Below are 15,540 nucleotides of genomic sequence, written 5' to 3' on the forward strand. Positions count from 1 at the left end.
AACCATTAACCATTAACCATTAACCATTAACCATTAACCATTAACCATTAACCATTAACCATTAACCATTAACCATTAACCATTAACCATTAACCATTAACCATTAACCATTAACCATTAACCATTAACCATTAACCATTAACCACTAACCATTAACCATTAACCATTAACCATTAACCATTAACCATTAACCACTAACCATTAACCATTAACCACTAACCATTAACCACTAACCATTAACCACTAACCATTAACCACTAACCATTAACCACTAACCATTAATTAAAATTTTGCTCATTTGCTAATTATTCTCTACCTTTGCACTCCAAATTAACAAAGACATTATGATTTACGAAATATGTGCCAGCTCATTCGAGTCGGCTAAAAATGCACAAGAAGCAGGTGCTACTCGCATTGAATTATGCAGTGAATTGGGAGTAGGAGGCATCACTCCCAGCTACGGATTGATTAAAAAAGTAATGGACGAGCTGAGCATCGGCAATTGTGTGCTGATACGTCCACGCAGTGGCGATTTCACTTATACCGAAGAAGAATTCGATGTAATGTTGCGCGATATTGCTCTTTGTCGTGAGTTAGGTTGTATGGGCGTAGTAACGGGTGTGTTGCACCGCGATAATACCATTGATGAAGAGCGCACCGCACGCCTCATTGAAGCCTCAGGTGATATGGAATTTATCTATCATCGCGCTTTCGACTGTGCTCCTGACCCCATTGTAGCTATTCAAACCTTGAAACGTTTGGGAGTAAAACGCATTCTCACCTCAGGAGGTAAGAAATCGGCCATTGAGGGGCTCGCTCTTTTAAAAGAACTCAATCGCATTGGCGGAGGACAACCTACTATTATGCCCGGTGGTGGCATCAATGCGCAAAGTATCGTGCAGATAAAAGCTGCCGGTTTTACCGAAGTACATTTCTCAGGTACTGTTTTCGAAGATTTAGGTACTACCTTACCTTTCTCGTTCAAAACAGAAAGTTTTTTAGATGAAAGAAAAAGACCTATTTCTAACGTTAAAGTTATTCGTGAGATTATTAGCAAATTAGCAAATTAACGAATAGGCAAATATTCTATGATTTATATTATACTTATCAGTATCTTTACGCTGTATTTCTTATTGAGTTTTTATGCTAGCAGAAGCTTAAAGACACTTGCCTCAGCACGATGGATACATTGGACTTTCTGGGGAATAGCAGTTGTCATTGTCGCCAATCTTCTTTACCATTGGTTCAACAGAGGTAAAACAGTGTGGAGTGCTCCTCAGCAATATGCTGTGGCAGGACTTCTCACGTGGCTCATCATCTGCTTGTTTGTCAGTTTGCCTTTGTTTATAGAAGATATTACTCGCCTTATACGTGCTTTTTTCAGCAGGAAAAAGCAAAACGCTCCTCGTATGCCCTCACGACGCAAGTTTATCAGTATGCTGGGTTGGGGCTTGGCGGCAATTCCTTTTGCCTCTATCCTCTACGCTATTTTTAAAGGAAAGTACAATTACAAGGTATGGAAGTATACCCTTTATTTTCCCGACCTTCCTAAGGCGTTCGACGGCTATCGAATTACTCAAATCTCGGATATTCACTGTGGGAGTTTTGACAATTATGAAAAGATACGTTATGGGGTAGAACTTATCAATGCTCAAAAGAGTGATGTTATTCTTTTTACAGGCGATTTGGTAAATAACTTGGCAGAGGAGGTTCACGATTGGAAAAGCTTGTTTGCTACGTTGCACGCTCCCGATGGTGTCTTTTCTATTATGGGTAACCACGATTATGGCGATTACTCTTCTTGGGAAAGCGTTGAAGCTAAGCGCAAAAACTTAGAACACTTGTTTGATTTACAAAAGGAAATGGGTTGGGACTTGCTCCTAAATGAACATCGCTATTTAGAACGCAATGGCGAAAAGATTGCCCTTATAGGCGTTGAAAACTGGGGGCGCGGTAGGTTCTCTAAATACGGCGACCTCAATAAAGCTATGGAGGGAGTAAACGAAGAAGATTTTAAAATACTGATGAGCCACGACCCTACTCATTTTCAAGAAATTGTTTTGCCCGAGAGAAAGAACATAGCGCTCACCCTTAGCGGTCATACACACGGAATGCAGTGTGGGATTGAAATACCCCAATGGCGGTGGAGTCCCTCACAATATATTTATAAATATTGGGGAGGTATGTATAAAGAAGGAGCACAATATTTAAACGTAAATCGTGGGTTTGGGTATCACGCCTTTCCTGGGAGATTAGGCGTATGGCCTGAAATTACTGTCATAGAACTCAAACGAGGATAATATAACTTTTGCTAAGATTATTATGGATACATTTTTAAAGGAATTAGGAAGTCTAAATGCCCCTCAACGTGCTGCCGTGCTTCAAAAAGATGGACCTATCATCGTGATAGCAGGAGCAGGCTCTGGTAAAACTCGCGTGCTTACTTATCGTATAGCCAACTTGATGAGAGAAGGTGTAGATGCTTTCAATATCCTTGCTCTTACCTTTACTAATAAGGCTGCCAACGAAATGAAAAAGCGTATTGCTAGTCTTGTAGGCAACAACGAAGCAAAGAACCTATGGATGGGTACATTCCACTCCGTTTTTGCTAAAATCTTGCGCATCGAAGCCGATAAATTGGGATATCCTCAAAATTTCACTATATATGATACCCAAGACTCTCAGCGCCTTATTAATGGTATCATTAAGGAGATGGAGTTGGACAAAGATATCTATAAGTATAAACGAATACAATCGCGTATTTCTTCCTTTAAAAACAGTCTTATTACCGTGAGAGCCTATTTTAATAATCCTGAACTAATGGAAGCTGACGCAATGGCAAGACAACCACGTTTAGGAGAAATTTATCAAGAATATGTAGATAGGTGTTTTAAAGCAGGAGCAATGGATTTTGACGATTTACTGCTGAAAACAAATGAACTCCTCAATCTATATCCTGATGTATTGGCAAAATATCAAAATAGGTTTAGGTATATTCTTGTAGATGAGTATCAAGATACCAATCACTCTCAATATCTTATCGTGAAGGCTTTGGCTGACCGTTTTCATAACATTTGTGTAGTAGGAGATGATGCGCAAAGTATTTATGCTTTTAGGGGAGCAAACATCAATAATATTCTCAATTTCAAAAATGATTATCCAGAGGCAAAAGAATATAAGTTAGAGCAAAATTATCGTTCTACAAAAAATATTGTGGAAGCAGCTAATAGCGTGATAGAACACAATAAAATACGATTGGAAAAGGTAGTTTTCACCGAAAATGAATTAGGTGAACCTATTAAAGTGCATAGAAGTCCTACTGATGCTGATGAAGGTCGTTTTGTAGCGAGCTCTATCTTTGAAAACAAGATGCAATACCAGCTTCCTAATGGTAATTTTGCGGTGCTTTATCGTACTAACTCACAATCGCGTGCTATTGAAGATGCTCTTAGAAAACGTGATATTCCATACCGCATCTATGGCGGATTATCATTCTACCAACGCAAGGAAATCAAAGATATGCTTGCTTATTTGAGACTTATTATCAATCCAAATGATGAGGAAGCTTTGGTGCGCATTATCAATTTTCCTGCACGAGGCATTGGAGAAACTACAATGGAAAAGCTTACTTTGGCAGCAAATCATTATAAGAAGTCTATCTTCGAGATAATGTATAACATCAATAAACTTCCAGAATTGCACATCAACACTACTACAAAGCAAAAACTTACTGATTTTGTGGTAATGATTCTTAACTTTCAAGCTCTCAATCAAAAAGCAAATGCTTTTGAAGTTGCCGAGCAAGTCGCAAAGAAAACAGGGCTTTTGCAAGAGTTTAAAAAAGATGGTACACCCGAGGGTATAGCCAAAATGGAAAACATCGAAGAGATGCTTAATGGTATGAAAGATTTTGTAGAAGGACAAGAAGATGTAGCAGATAGCAGGGCAAGTCTTTCAGAATATTTAGAAGATGTTGCTTTGGCTACTGATATGGATAAAGAGATAGGCGATGATGACCGTGTAGCTCTGATGACTATTCACTTGGCAAAAGGATTGGAGTTTCCGTATGTATACGTGGTAGGGATGGAAGAAGATTTGTTTCCTTCGGCAATGAGCATACAATCACGTAACGATTTGGAAGAAGAAAGAAGGTTATTTTATGTAGCACTCACCCGTGCTGAGAAACAAGCCTATTTAACTTATGCAGAAAACCGTTATCGTTGGGGGAAACTTTCTGATGCCGAGCCAAGTAGATTTATCGAAGAAATAGATGAACGTTATTTGCAGTATCTTACACCTTCTATTTCTAATCCTAATTATCGATATAAACCACTTATTGATAGGGATATTTTTGGTGAAGTAGATAAAAGTAAACTACGTTTGCGGAAACCTATAAGTGGAATACCTCCTCATAAAAACGCTCCGACAGGAGAAGAACAACAAAAACTCAGGAAGTTAAAACCTGTGAATGCTTTGTATAATTCTAATAGTAATAATAAAAATACTTATAACGGACTGGATATAGGAACAGTAGTTTATCACGAACGTTTCGGTCGTGGTAAAGTAATTTCATTGGAGGGAACAGGAAATGATAAAAAGGCGCAAATAAATTTCGAGACAGGAGGTTTAAAAAATATATTATTACGCTTTGCTAAACTAACTATTATTGATAGTTTGAACGAAAATTTATAACCCACATTACCTATTTGTCATTTCAAATTAAAGAGCATTATAGCTTTTAAGCTGAGGTACGAATTCCTCTCACTGAGAGGTTCACTCGATAACAAGAGGTTTTCTATAGTTTTATAGAAAGCCTCTTTTATTTGTTATAATTCACCCAAATAGCTGTACCCCCTCCTTTGCGGTCGTAAATAGACTTAATAGTTCCCCAAGAGAAAGTGCGTTCCTTGCCTATATGTGCTGTAAGCCATTGGTCATAGTATTTTTCAGTCTGCAATTCGTATGCTTCACTCCAATCGTTCCACGAGGTTTGTTTTTCATTCTTCATTGCAAAACCTAAGAATTTTAGCTGTTCTCCTTCAAAACAAAGCGACACATTAAATAACTTCCCCTCAAAAGAACAATCGCTGAAATACAACCAATAATAGCCTGTTCCTACGTCCCATACTTTGTTATTAGGAAAATGTTCTCTAAGAATTGCAAAAGTAGTATCGGCAGTGATGGTCTCTCCTTTTATAAGGAGAAAATCGCCGTTTTTAATATTTATAAACGAATCTAAAGTTTTCATATAGAACGCTATTTACTGAGTACAAAGATATAATTTTTTGTTAATATTTTCAATACCCACAGAAAAATTAGTACCTTTGCCTCTCTAATATATATCAAATATGAATATAGCCATAGTGTGTTACCCTACCTTTGGGGGGAGTGGTGTTGTAGCTACCGAACTCGGGCTTGCCTTAGCTCGCAAAGGTCATCAGGTGCACTTTATCACGTATAGTTACCCCGTGCGTTTAGACTTCTTGGAGATGAACATTCACTTTCACGAAGTGCACGTAGAAGAATACCCCTTGTTTCACTACCAGCCTTACGAACTAGCATTGTCCAGCAAAATGGCTTATGTGATAAAAACCTATCACATAGATATTTTGCACGTGCATTATGCCATTCCGCACGCTTATGCAGGTTATATGGCTAAACAAATGCTCAAACGGGAAGGGATAGAAGTACCTATGGTAACGACCCTTCACGGCACCGATATTACCCTTGTGGGCAACCACCCTACTTACAAAGAGGCAGTCACGTTTAGCATTAACGAATCGGATATTGTAACTTCAGTGTCCGAGAGTTTGAAGCAAGATACTCTAAGACTTTTCCGTATAGATAAAGATATTAAGGTAATTCCTAACTTCACAAATATAAAAAAATCCAAAGAAACTTCTCCTTGCAAACGCACTGTAATGGCAAAGCCTGAGGAACTCATCGTTACACACATTAGTAATTTTAGGAAGGTAAAACGCATAGACGATGTGGTGAGAATTTTTTATGGCATTCAGCAGAAACTTCCTGCTAAGCTCATAATGGTAGGTGACGGACCTGAGCGCGAGATAGCCGACCAGCTCTGCAAGGATTTAGGCATCAAGAGCAAAGTGCTGTTTTTAGGTAATACTTCTGATATAGAACGCATTTTGTGTTTCACCGATTTATTCTTACTCCCTTCTGCTTCTGAGAGCTTTGGACTTTCGGCATTAGAAGCAATGGCAGCAGGCGTTCCGGTAGTATCGAGCAATACCGGAGGACTTCCAGAAGTGAATGAAGAGGGCGTATCGGGCTATCTGTGCCCCATAGGCGATGTAAAAGCAATGGCAGAGAAGGCTATTTACATACTTGAAGACAAAACCCGATTGGCACAATTTAAACAGAATACCCGCAAAGTAGCCGAACGTTTTGACGAGGATAGAATAGTGCCAATGTATGAAGCACTTTACTACAGTGCTATCGACAATAAATAGGGAAAGTACTTTTGCGTTTTTTCTGTTAAAAATAGCTAAAACAGCTATTTTTCTTCAAAATAAGACAGTAAAATATTTTTTAGCCCCAAATTTATAAAGTACTGAAAAACAGTACAACTAAACATTATCGTATCTTATAGGTAACTTATAGGAAACTCGAAGCTAAAGCGAAGGAAAGACGAACAAAAGACGAAGGAAAGACGAAGGAATGAGCTTACTATACTGAATATCAGAGGGAGATAAGACGATTTTAAAATATTGAATAAATTAAGGGTAAATCCTCAATTTTAACAGAAAAAATGCAACAGTAGCAATTCAGAGGTTTATGTTATATCATTTCGTTGTAAGGGACGCAAGTATCAAAACCTTTGGAGGCAAAGTAAGCGGGGGTATCTTCGGTTTCGGAAATGGCTAATACAAAATCACCACCCCAAGCGCCCAAACTCTTCACTGTGCCGTTGAAATCGGGGAAAAGGCGTTCTTTAATGGTGGGCATACTCAAGTAGTTGCTAATGAGTGTTTCGTGTTCGTTTAATATCTGGCAAACATCGGTTACGGTATGCGCTAAAACAAACTGTTCAGTAAGGCGAGTAATGCTCTCAGCAAGTTTGCGTTTACTTTTAGTTACTGACCGATAACGCACAATTCCGTCCTTGCTATTTTGTTTCTGATTGAGATAAACGAAGTAGATTTGATGTGTATGAGGAAAAAGAAAGCGCAAAGGGTAACTATGTGGTTTGCCTCCTTCTAACTTATACAACAATGGAGTATTGCTTTTGGCACAAGCGATATCGTAACCACTACCACCAAAACTCTTAAAAAGCAGTTCGTATGGATTTACGGCTGCCCACTGCGCTATATTGTTGATGAGTGTAGAGGAAGTGCCTAAGCCCCACAAACGAGGGAACTCTAAATGAGTTTGCACCTGAGAGTGTAGCCATTTATCTTTGAAATTGGGGTTGAGGAGAGTAGCCGTAGTGAGAATTTTTTGCAATGTTTGCGCTATTTGTTGGTCGGTTTCAGTAGTGAGTGTCGCACTGTCGAACCACAAATCACCGTTGGCATCAAAGGCTTGCCATCGGCTTTCGTTTGCTCCTTCTGTTACCTTCAATGTCTGTCCTTTCTGGGTGGGTAAAGCAAAAGCGAGCGCGCCGTCGAGCACCGCATATTCGCCCGTAATGAGCAATTTACCATTACTATGAAAAGAATAAGTTTGTGTTACTCCCATATTTTTTATATCTTTGCACTCTGAAAGGACAAAAGTAATAATTATTTACAGATAAAAAATAGAATAATGAAAAAAATAAAACAACTTTTATGCGTGTTTGCCCTCGCAATTCCGTTTGTTGCAGGGGCACAATCTATGCAAATAAGAATTGCCACTACCAGCGGAGATGAACAAAGTTTCAGGAGCGCTGAAGAGCTTATGAAGACTAACTTTGCTAAGCTAAAAGAAGTTAGAATTTATAGCAATTCAAATAATGAAGTGCAAGTAAGTGAGGCTTTATTGAGAAGGCTTTTCAGTGAAGCACAGCAACTTGAAGTATTGGAAATAAAGGAAGTGGGGATAGCTTCATTTCCTGAGCTAAGTGTTGAAAATAAAACACTAAAAGTATTGGTATTACGCCTCAATAACCTCAGCAAATTACCTGAGAACATCGGCAGTCTTTCGGCTTTGCAAACTATAGATATCTATAACCCGATTACTGAAGTGCCTGCGTCACTTATGAACTTAAAACAGTTAGAAAATTTGAAGTTTGAAGGAGCTGAATTTACAGATTTCCCAGAGCAAGTGTTTGCTTTACCTAAGTTGAAATCACTTATCATCAGTCAGTTTGACACGAAGAACAAAATAAAAGTACTTCCTAATAACTTCGACAAGTTGCCACTACTTGAAGAACTGTCGTTGCGCAATGCTGTGCTTAGCGAAGTGCCTGCCTCAGTAGGACGTTTGCCAAAGTTAGAAAACGTATACTTCAATGCGAACAACCTCACTAAATTACCACAAGCATTGGCTGAAAATCCACGATTAACTTACGTGAATATCAACGACAATCCGCTTGATTTCAAACAATTTATAAAATCGATAGAGAAAATACAGTGGAAGGGTGTTTTGTACATCAACAACCGTAATTTCACTACTCAGCAATACGAAGAAGTAGAAAAACGCTTGCCCAGAATAAGCGTATTCTACACTCAGAGAGAAGAATAAGTACCCTAAAATGCATTTCATTTTATGAAAGAAAAACCCATAAAAGTAGGAATTTCCATTGGTGATATGAACGGTGTAGGACTTGAAATTATCCTAAAAACCTTTGAAGACCACCAAATATTGGAATTGTGTACGCCTATTATTTTTGCTTCGAACAAGTTAGTTTCTTTTCAGAAGAAACATTTCAATACCACTGCCAATTTTCAAGGAATTGAGAGCGTGGAAGCTGCTATTGACGGCAAGCTAAATGTGCTAAACTGCTGGAAAGAAACACCTACGGTCACCTTTGGACAAGAAACCGAAGAAGGTGGCAAATATGCCTTTTTATCATTACAAGCTGCGGTGGAAGCGTTAAAAAACAACAGTATTGATGTGCTAGTAACCGCTCCTATCAATAAAAACAACATACAGTCGGACGCGTTTCACTTCCCTGGTCACACCGATTATTTGGCACAAGAGCTCAACGGTACTAGCCTGATGTTTATGGTGAGCGAAGACCTGAAAGTGGGTTTACTTACTGACCACGTGCCTTTGAAAGAGGTTTCTTCTCTTATTACAGAAGCCCTCATTATGGAGAAAGCGCGCCTGATGAACGAATCACTCATTAAGGACTTCCGCTTACAACGCCCTAAAATAGCCGTATTGGGCATTAATCCACATTGCGGAGATAAAGGCGTGATAGGTAGCGAAGATGACGAAGTGTTACGCCCAGCCTTGAAAAAGCTGTATTTTGATGAGAATATATTGGTATTTGGACCTTTTGCTGCCGATAGTTTCTTCGGTTCACAAACCTACCGGAACTACGATGCGGTATTAGCACCTTACCACGACCAAGGGCTTATCGCGTTCAAAACCATTGCCTTTGGTAGTGGTGTGAACTATACAGCAGGACTTAGCAAAGTACGTACTTCGCCCGACCACGGTACGGCTTACGAAATAGCAGGCAAGGGCATTGCCGACCCTGAGTCGTTCCGTCACGCTATTTTCACTGCTTTAGATGTGTTTAGAAACCGTGAAGAATACGCTGAACTGACCAAGAACCCGCTAAAAGTGCACTCTTTAGAAATGGACAAAGACAAATAATTACGAAATGAATATCAAAAAATTAGGAGCGATAGACATAGGGTCGAACGGGGTGAGATTACTCATTTCGAACGTATTGGAAGAGCCTAACGAAGCTCCGAAATTTACCAAAGCCAGCTTGGTGCGCGTGCCTATCCGTTTGGGAGCTGATGTGTTTTTAGACGGACTCATCTCAGAAGAAAACACCGATAGATTGGCAGACACGATGCAAGCGTTCAGTTTGCTGATGAAAGTAAACCAAGTGGAAAAGTATCGCGCTTGTGCGACCTCGGCAATGCGAGAATCTACCAATGGGCAACAAGTAGCCGATGAGGTATACAAACGTACAGGAGTGCGCATAGATATTATAGATGGCGCCGAAGAGGCGAGCATTATTGCCTCTACCGATATTTCAAGTTTAATACAAAAAGATAAAGATTACCTATACATAGACGTAGGCGGGGGTAGTACTGAGTTTACGGTCTTCTCCAAGGGGAAGGTAAAAAAGTCGCGTTCGTTCCCCATAGGTACAGTACGTTTATTAGACAACAAAGTAAGCAATAAAACGTGGGAAGAAGTAGAACACTGGATAAAAAAGCATACGAAAGACTGTGAGCATATAGAAGCCATTGGTTCAGGAGGGAACATCAACAAGATACACAAGAATTCCAACAGCAGAGAAGGAGAACCACTGAGCTATCAGTACCTCACCGATTACTATAATTATGTATCGGGATTTACTTACGATGAACGCATCAGGCTCTTAGGTTTTAATCCCGACCGTGCCGACGTAATTCTGTATGCACTTACAGTGTTCATCAATGCGATGAAATGGTCAGGAGCAGAAATTGTACACGTACCCCGCATTGGTCTTGCCGACGGGATTGTAAGGAGCATTTATAATGAAGAATAAGTGGTTTAAATTTTAATAGTTTGTAATAAAAAGTGAAAGAGCTTAATACGAATGATGTATTAAGCTCTTTCTTTTTACAATGAAAGTTAAACTAAACTCGGAAATTATTGCTTGGTAGAGGATAAGTACCCTCTACTAAAATACTACTATCTACATCTTGGAGGTTACGATGACCTGAAAAAGCCATAGTAGTATCCATTTCGTCATATAATATTTGCAAAGCACGTGTTACGCCTTCTTCGCCATAAGCACCGAGCCCATATACAGGAGCACGACCAAGCATAATACCTTTGGCTCCTAACGCCCACGCTTTGAGCATATTTTGCCCTGTATAGAAACCAGAGTCTATCCATACTTCGGTTTGGCTACCTACGGCACTTACAATATCGGGGAGTGCTTTGATAGTGGAAATAGTATCGTCCATTTGGCGACCACCGTGGTTAGACACAATAATTGCATCGGCACCATATTTTACAGCTTCGATAGCATCTTCAGGAGTCATAATACCCTTTAAGATGATAGGTCCCCCCCACAATTCTTTAATTTCGGCGATATCTTTCCAACTAAGACTTGGGTCGAACTGCTCTTTTGTCCAAGAGGAAAGTGAAGAGAGGTCGGATACGTTTTTCGCGTGACCTGCAATATTGCGAAATGTCCAACGGCGATTGCCAAACACATAGCGCAACCCCCAAGGAATTTTAGTAGAAAGGTTAATCATATTAGGGATAGTGAACTTAGGAGGGGTGGAAAGTCCATTCTTGATATCGCGATGACGATTGCCGAGCACCTGCAAATCTACGGTTATCATTAAAGCAGAGCATTTAGCATCTTTAGCACGACGAATAAGGTCTTTCATAAAATCGCGGTCGCGCATTACATACAACTGAAACCAAAAGGGCTCTACTCCTGCTTCTACCAAATCTTCGATAGAACAGATAGACATCGTAGAAAGCGTGAAGGGGATTCCAAATTTTTGAGCGGCTTTTGCCATATGGATTTCACCATCAGCCCACATCATTCCCATAAAGCCAACAGGAGCCGTCATAGCGGGAAACTTTACCTTTTGCCCTAAAAGAGTACTTTCGAGGGTACGGTTATCCATATCCACTAATATGCGTTGACGGAATTTGATAGGGTTAAAATCGGAAACATTTTCTCTGTAAGTTGATTCAGTCCAAGATCCGGTGTCTACATACTCATAGAACATCTTAGGGACGTTGCGTTTACACACCACACGCAAGTCCTCAATGTTTGTCATTTTAGTTAAATCTCTCATTTGGATAAGTTTTTTAAATTGATAATCTTAATACTTTTAAAGAAATAGATATTGTTTTCTTTTTCTAATTTGGTCGCAAATATAAACAATAATTTTGATTTAGCAACTTTTTCTTTTGAAAAAGTAAATTTACAATCAAAAATATATTACAAATAATTCGATAAACTACAAATGAGAACCTCTTTGAAGCACGATAGAACTTTCAATTTGTGAATTGACAATTATTTTCTATCTTTGCACCTTTAATTATTAGTTCGTTGTCTCTCGGTACAGACAACTCACAACTCATCACTAAAAACTAAACACTAAGAAACAAATGAAGAACATACGTAATTTCTGCATTATTGCACATATCGACCACGGAAAGAGTACCTTAGCCGACCGTTTGCTCGACTTTACCCAAACCGTAACCGAACGCGAAAAACAAGACCAATTGCTCGACAATATGGACTTGGAGCGGGAGCGCGGTATCACTATCAAGAGCCACGCGATACAAATGGAATATGTGTACAAAGGCGAAACGTATATCCTCAACCTTATCGATACCCCCGGTCACGTGGATTTCTCTTACGAGGTATCGCGTTCCATCGCTGCTTGTGAAGGGGCACTCCTGATCGTAGATGCTGCTCAAAGCATACAAGCACAGACGATTTCTAACCTCTACTTGGCTCTCGAAAACGACCTTGAAATCATTCCCGTACTCAACAAAATAGACCTACCCAGTGCTAACCCCGAAGAGGTGAAAGACGACATTGTAGACCTCTTGGGCTGTTCGCCCGATGAGATTATCCCTGCTAGCGGAAAAACAGGGTTGGGCGTAGAGGCGATTTTGGAGGCTATTATAGAGCGTATTCCTGCCCCTACTGGCGACCCTAAGGCACCACTACAAGCGTTGATATTCGACTCGGTATACAACTCTTTTCGCGGGGTAGAGACTTACTTCCGGGTGATGAACGGTGAAATACGCAAAGGGCAGAAAATCAAATTTATGTCCAACGACAAAATTTATGATGCCGACGAGGTGGGCACGCTCAAACTCAACCAAGTGCCCAAGCAAGTGATTGGCACTGGCGATGTGGGGTACCTTATCACCGGTATTAAGGACGCGCGTGAGGTGAAAGTAGGAGATACGATTACCTCGGCAGTAGACGGTTGTAAAGAAGCTATTGACGGCTTTGAGAACGTGAAACCAATGGTATTTGCAGGAATTTATCCGGTAGATACCGAAGATTACGAAGAGCTACGCACCTCAATGGAAAAACTCCAACTAAACGATGCTTCCTTAGTCTTCACCCCCGAAAGTTCAGCCGCTTTGGGCTTTGGCTTCCGTTGCGGTTTCTTGGGTATGTTGCACTTAGAGATTGTGCAAGAGCGCTTGGAACGTGAGTTTGGTATGACCGTCATTACCACCGTGCCCAACGTAAGTTACCACGCCTATACAAAGAAAGAACCCGAAAAAGAGATTATCGTAAATAACCCTTCTGACCTTCCCGACCCGTCGAAATTAGACCGTGTGGAAGAGCCGTATATCAAGGCGAGCATCATCACCAAATCGGATTTTATTGGTCAGGTGATGTCGCTATGTATTGAAAAACGCGGTGTTATCACCAACCAGCACTACCTCACCCCTGAGCGTGTGGAGCTGAACTTTGATATGCCACTTGCCGAAATCGTGTTCGACTTCTACGACCGACTCAAAACGGTGAGCAAGGGCTATGCCTCGTTTGACTATTCACCTATTGGGATGCGTGCTTCTAACCTTGTGAAGGTGGATATTCTCATCAACTCGCAATCGGTAGACGCCCTCTCTGCCCTTATCCACGCTGATAATGCTTATAATATAGGTAAGAAGATGTGTGAAAAACTGCGTGAGCTCATACCGCGTCAGCAGTTTGATATTCCTATTCAGGCGGCTATTGGGGCTAAAATTATCTCTCGCGAGACCATTAAAGCCTTGCGTAAGGACGTTACCGCCAAATGTTACGGAGGGGACATCTCGCGTAAGCGTAAGCTCTTAGAGAAACAGAAAGCCGGTAAAAAACGTATGCGCCAAGTAGGGAATGTGGAGATACCACAAAGTGCATTTATGGCGGTGTTGAAGCTAAATGATTGATGTTAAAAATAATTAATTATGAGCCAAAAAAAAATAACTTATCACATATTTAAGTTTTATACAGGAGAAGATATATCTTATGATGAATTTGACTTCAATAACTTTGTAGAGTTTGTAAATAATTTAGATGATGAAAGCAAAAAATACAATATTAATCGTACAAAATTCTGCTCAATAGAATTTATCAACCAATTAGAACAAAGAGATTGTAATGGTAGATTGAAATGTTTTTTTGGCTGTATCAAATCTGCACCTTTTGGAGTAAATAAACCTTTATTAGATTATTCTGATAATACAGAAAGAGATAATCCTAAAAACTTAACAGAAGGAGAAAAAGAACAAAATTACTTTATATTAGCATTTAATAGTAATTCTGAATTTGAAATAATATTTCAAAAATCAGGATTAGGAATATCCATAAATCAATTTAAAAACTACATTGATAATCTTATAAATAAATACTTGTCTTATATAAATTTGGAAAAAGAATTCAGAACAGAAATGGGAGATATTATTATTGAGAATTTAAATGATATAATTGATAGAATAGATAGAATTGTTGAATGTAAGCTTTATATAGACAAACAAGTATTAGGTTCTGATTTTCTAGGTTTATCTAATAGGACTTTGAGTGTAAAAAAAGAACTTACTATATCTGCAAAGGCAGAATACAATCAAAGTATAGAACAATTTCTTCGTGATATTTTGCAAAATATTACTCATAATAACACTATTTCTAGAGTTTGGGTAAGAGGAAAGGACAACAATAATAATGAAGCAAAGTTCTTCATAGAAAAAATAATGAAAGGAAATACTATAAGTGTAGATATAAATCCTACAACAGGTGCTGTTGTTAGAGAAAGTATAAAACAAGCAATGATAAATCTAATATAAATGTTTAAGGAGTTTTTAATATTGATATCTGATTACTATTCCATTTCAAAGAAGTATATTTCTTTTGATATTGTAGTTCCTTTTTGTATATCATTATTAATTGTTTATTTAGGGAAAAACTTTTCTTTCTTTAATGACTCATATTTAGGACAAATTATTGTTTTATTGGGAATTTTAGCTGGTTTTAATACTACAGCAATATCTGTTTTAACTTCAACATCTAATAAAAATATTGATAAGTTAAAAAATACTTATCCCAAAAAAAGAATAGAGATAGGGGGAAAAAAAGTGTCCTTATTTCAAATATTATATATTAACATATCATACGTAATACTCCTTTCCTTTATAGTTATTATATTTTGTATATTAGGTTGTTTATTACCTATTAGATTATTTGTAAATAATTATATATTTCTAATTTTATCTTTCGTAATAACGGCTTCAGTTATTCATATATTATTTTTAAACATTAGAAACATAACATTTTTATATTTTTCTTTTTTTAGGTGAACTATAATATGTGTATTACAATCTTTTCCCTTGAAATTAATAATTAAAAAATAGAAAAACAAAAATATAAACATACTCTTAAAAATC

The 15,540-nt window shown here is 38.6% G+C and carries 12 protein-coding genes; 9 read left to right on the forward strand and 3 right to left on the reverse strand.

Annotated elements, in window-relative coordinates:
- Positions 1-344 precede the first annotated feature (344 nt).
- The 3 genes from HMPREF1321_RS05830 to HMPREF1321_RS05840 are packed head-to-tail and all read left to right on the forward strand — an operon-like array spanning position 345 to position 4,692.
- Positions 345-1,070, forward strand: a complete 726-nt coding sequence (locus HMPREF1321_RS05830; RefSeq protein WP_009421771.1) for a copper homeostasis protein CutC — start codon at positions 345-347, stop codon at positions 1,068-1,070.
- 18 nt (positions 1,071-1,088) lie between these two features.
- The gene (locus HMPREF1321_RS05835) at positions 1,089-2,300 is read left to right on the forward strand and encodes a metallophosphoesterase (protein ID WP_009421795.1); all 1,212 of its coding nucleotides are present in this window, start codon (positions 1,089-1,091) and stop codon (positions 2,298-2,300) included.
- A gap of 22 nt (positions 2,301-2,322) precedes the next feature.
- On the forward strand, positions 2,323-4,692 hold the full coding sequence (locus HMPREF1321_RS05840) for an ATP-dependent helicase (protein ID WP_009421777.1): 2,370 nt from the start codon (positions 2,323-2,325) through the stop codon (positions 4,690-4,692).
- 127 nt (positions 4,693-4,819) lie between these two features.
- Here HMPREF1321_RS05840 and HMPREF1321_RS05845 read toward each other — a convergent pair whose 3' ends face one another.
- Positions 4,820-5,248 (reverse strand): hypothetical protein, encoded by a 429-nt coding sequence (locus HMPREF1321_RS05845; RefSeq protein ID WP_009421810.1) that lies wholly within the window; start codon positions 5,246-5,248, stop codon positions 4,820-4,822.
- Between the two features lie 100 nt (positions 5,249-5,348).
- Here HMPREF1321_RS05845 and bshA point away from each other — a divergent pair, with 100 nt between their 5' ends.
- Positions 5,349-6,473, forward strand: coding sequence for an N-acetyl-alpha-D-glucosaminyl L-malate synthase BshA (gene bshA, locus HMPREF1321_RS05850; protein ID WP_009421804.1), 1,125 nt, complete (start codon positions 5,349-5,351; stop codon positions 6,471-6,473).
- 328 nt (positions 6,474-6,801) lie between these two features.
- Here the strand turns inward: bshA and HMPREF1321_RS05855 are convergent, their stop codons facing one another.
- Positions 6,802-7,701: a GYDIA family GHMP kinase gene (locus HMPREF1321_RS05855; RefSeq protein WP_009421803.1), complete on the reverse strand. Its 900-nt coding sequence runs from the start codon at positions 7,699-7,701 to the stop codon at positions 6,802-6,804.
- 66 nt (positions 7,702-7,767) lie between these two features.
- Between HMPREF1321_RS05855 and HMPREF1321_RS05860 the strand changes: the two genes are divergently transcribed.
- Genes HMPREF1321_RS05860 through HMPREF1321_RS05870 form a run of 3 tightly spaced genes read left to right on the forward strand, consistent with a single transcriptional unit; the run spans position 7,768 to position 10,660 of the window.
- Positions 7,768-8,685 (forward strand): leucine-rich repeat domain-containing protein, encoded by a 918-nt coding sequence (locus tag HMPREF1321_RS05860; RefSeq protein ID WP_009421813.1) that lies wholly within the window; start codon positions 7,768-7,770, stop codon positions 8,683-8,685.
- Between the two features lie 24 nt (positions 8,686-8,709).
- Positions 8,710-9,768 carry a 4-hydroxythreonine-4-phosphate dehydrogenase PdxA gene (gene pdxA / locus HMPREF1321_RS05865; RefSeq protein ID WP_009421794.1) on the forward strand — a complete coding sequence of 353 codons (1,059 nt, stop codon included), beginning with the start codon at positions 8,710-8,712 and terminating at the stop codon, positions 9,766-9,768.
- A 7-nt stretch (positions 9,769-9,775) separates the two neighbouring features.
- On the forward strand, positions 9,776-10,660 hold the full coding sequence (locus tag HMPREF1321_RS05870; protein WP_009421784.1) for a Ppx/GppA phosphatase family protein: 885 nt from the start codon (positions 9,776-9,778) through the stop codon (positions 10,658-10,660).
- Between the two features lie 91 nt (positions 10,661-10,751).
- Here HMPREF1321_RS05870 and HMPREF1321_RS05875 read toward each other — a convergent pair whose 3' ends face one another.
- Positions 10,752-11,936 carry an alpha-hydroxy acid oxidase gene (locus HMPREF1321_RS05875; RefSeq protein WP_009421800.1) on the reverse strand — a complete coding sequence of 395 codons (1,185 nt, stop codon included), beginning with the start codon at positions 11,934-11,936 and terminating at the stop codon, positions 10,752-10,754.
- Between the two features lie 316 nt (positions 11,937-12,252).
- Between HMPREF1321_RS05875 and lepA the strand changes: the two genes are divergently transcribed.
- A complete protein-coding gene (gene lepA, locus HMPREF1321_RS05880) occupies positions 12,253-14,049 on the forward strand; it encodes a translation elongation factor 4 (protein WP_009421806.1) in 1,797 nt (598 codons plus the stop codon).
- An 18-nt stretch (positions 14,050-14,067) separates the two neighbouring features.
- Positions 14,068-14,943 carry a hypothetical protein gene (locus HMPREF1321_RS05885; protein ID WP_009421802.1) on the forward strand — a complete coding sequence of 292 codons (876 nt, stop codon included), beginning with the start codon at positions 14,068-14,070 and terminating at the stop codon, positions 14,941-14,943.
- Positions 14,944-15,540 lie beyond the last annotated feature (597 nt).

This window comes from Capnocytophaga sp. oral taxon 412 str. F0487, from assembly GCF_000271925.1.
GTDB classification, from domain to species: domain Bacteria; phylum Bacteroidota; class Bacteroidia; order Flavobacteriales; family Flavobacteriaceae; genus Capnocytophaga; species Capnocytophaga ochracea.

Excerpts from the sequence above, each read along its gene's own strand:
- HMPREF1321_RS05855 (WP_009421803.1), bottom strand. The coding sequence starts at position 7,701 with ATGGGAGTAACACAAACTTATTCTTTTCATAGTAATGGTAAATTGCTC.
- pdxA (WP_009421794.1), top strand. The coding sequence starts at position 8,710 with ATGAAAGAAAAACCCATAAAAGTAGGAATTTCCATTGGTGATATGAAC.
- HMPREF1321_RS05835 (WP_009421795.1), top strand. The coding sequence starts at position 1,089 with ATGATTTATATTATACTTATCAGTATCTTTACGCTGTATTTCTTATTG.
- HMPREF1321_RS05830 (WP_009421771.1), top strand. The coding sequence starts at position 345 with ATGATTTACGAAATATGTGCCAGCTCATTCGAGTCGGCTAAAAATGCA.
- HMPREF1321_RS05875 (WP_009421800.1), bottom strand. The coding sequence starts at position 11,936 with ATGAGAGATTTAACTAAAATGACAAACATTGAGGACTTGCGTGTGGTG.
- HMPREF1321_RS05840 (WP_009421777.1), top strand. The coding sequence starts at position 2,323 with ATGGATACATTTTTAAAGGAATTAGGAAGTCTAAATGCCCCTCAACGT.
- HMPREF1321_RS05845 (WP_009421810.1), bottom strand. The coding sequence starts at position 5,248 with ATGAAAACTTTAGATTCGTTTATAAATATTAAAAACGGCGATTTTCTC.
- lepA (WP_009421806.1), top strand. The coding sequence starts at position 12,253 with ATGAAGAACATACGTAATTTCTGCATTATTGCACATATCGACCACGGA.
- HMPREF1321_RS05870 (WP_009421784.1), top strand. The coding sequence starts at position 9,776 with ATGAATATCAAAAAATTAGGAGCGATAGACATAGGGTCGAACGGGGTG.
- HMPREF1321_RS05885 (WP_009421802.1), top strand. The coding sequence starts at position 14,068 with ATGAGCCAAAAAAAAATAACTTATCACATATTTAAGTTTTATACAGGA.
- bshA (WP_009421804.1), top strand. The coding sequence starts at position 5,349 with ATGAATATAGCCATAGTGTGTTACCCTACCTTTGGGGGGAGTGGTGTT.
- HMPREF1321_RS05860 (WP_009421813.1), top strand. The coding sequence starts at position 7,768 with ATGAAAAAAATAAAACAACTTTTATGCGTGTTTGCCCTCGCAATTCCG.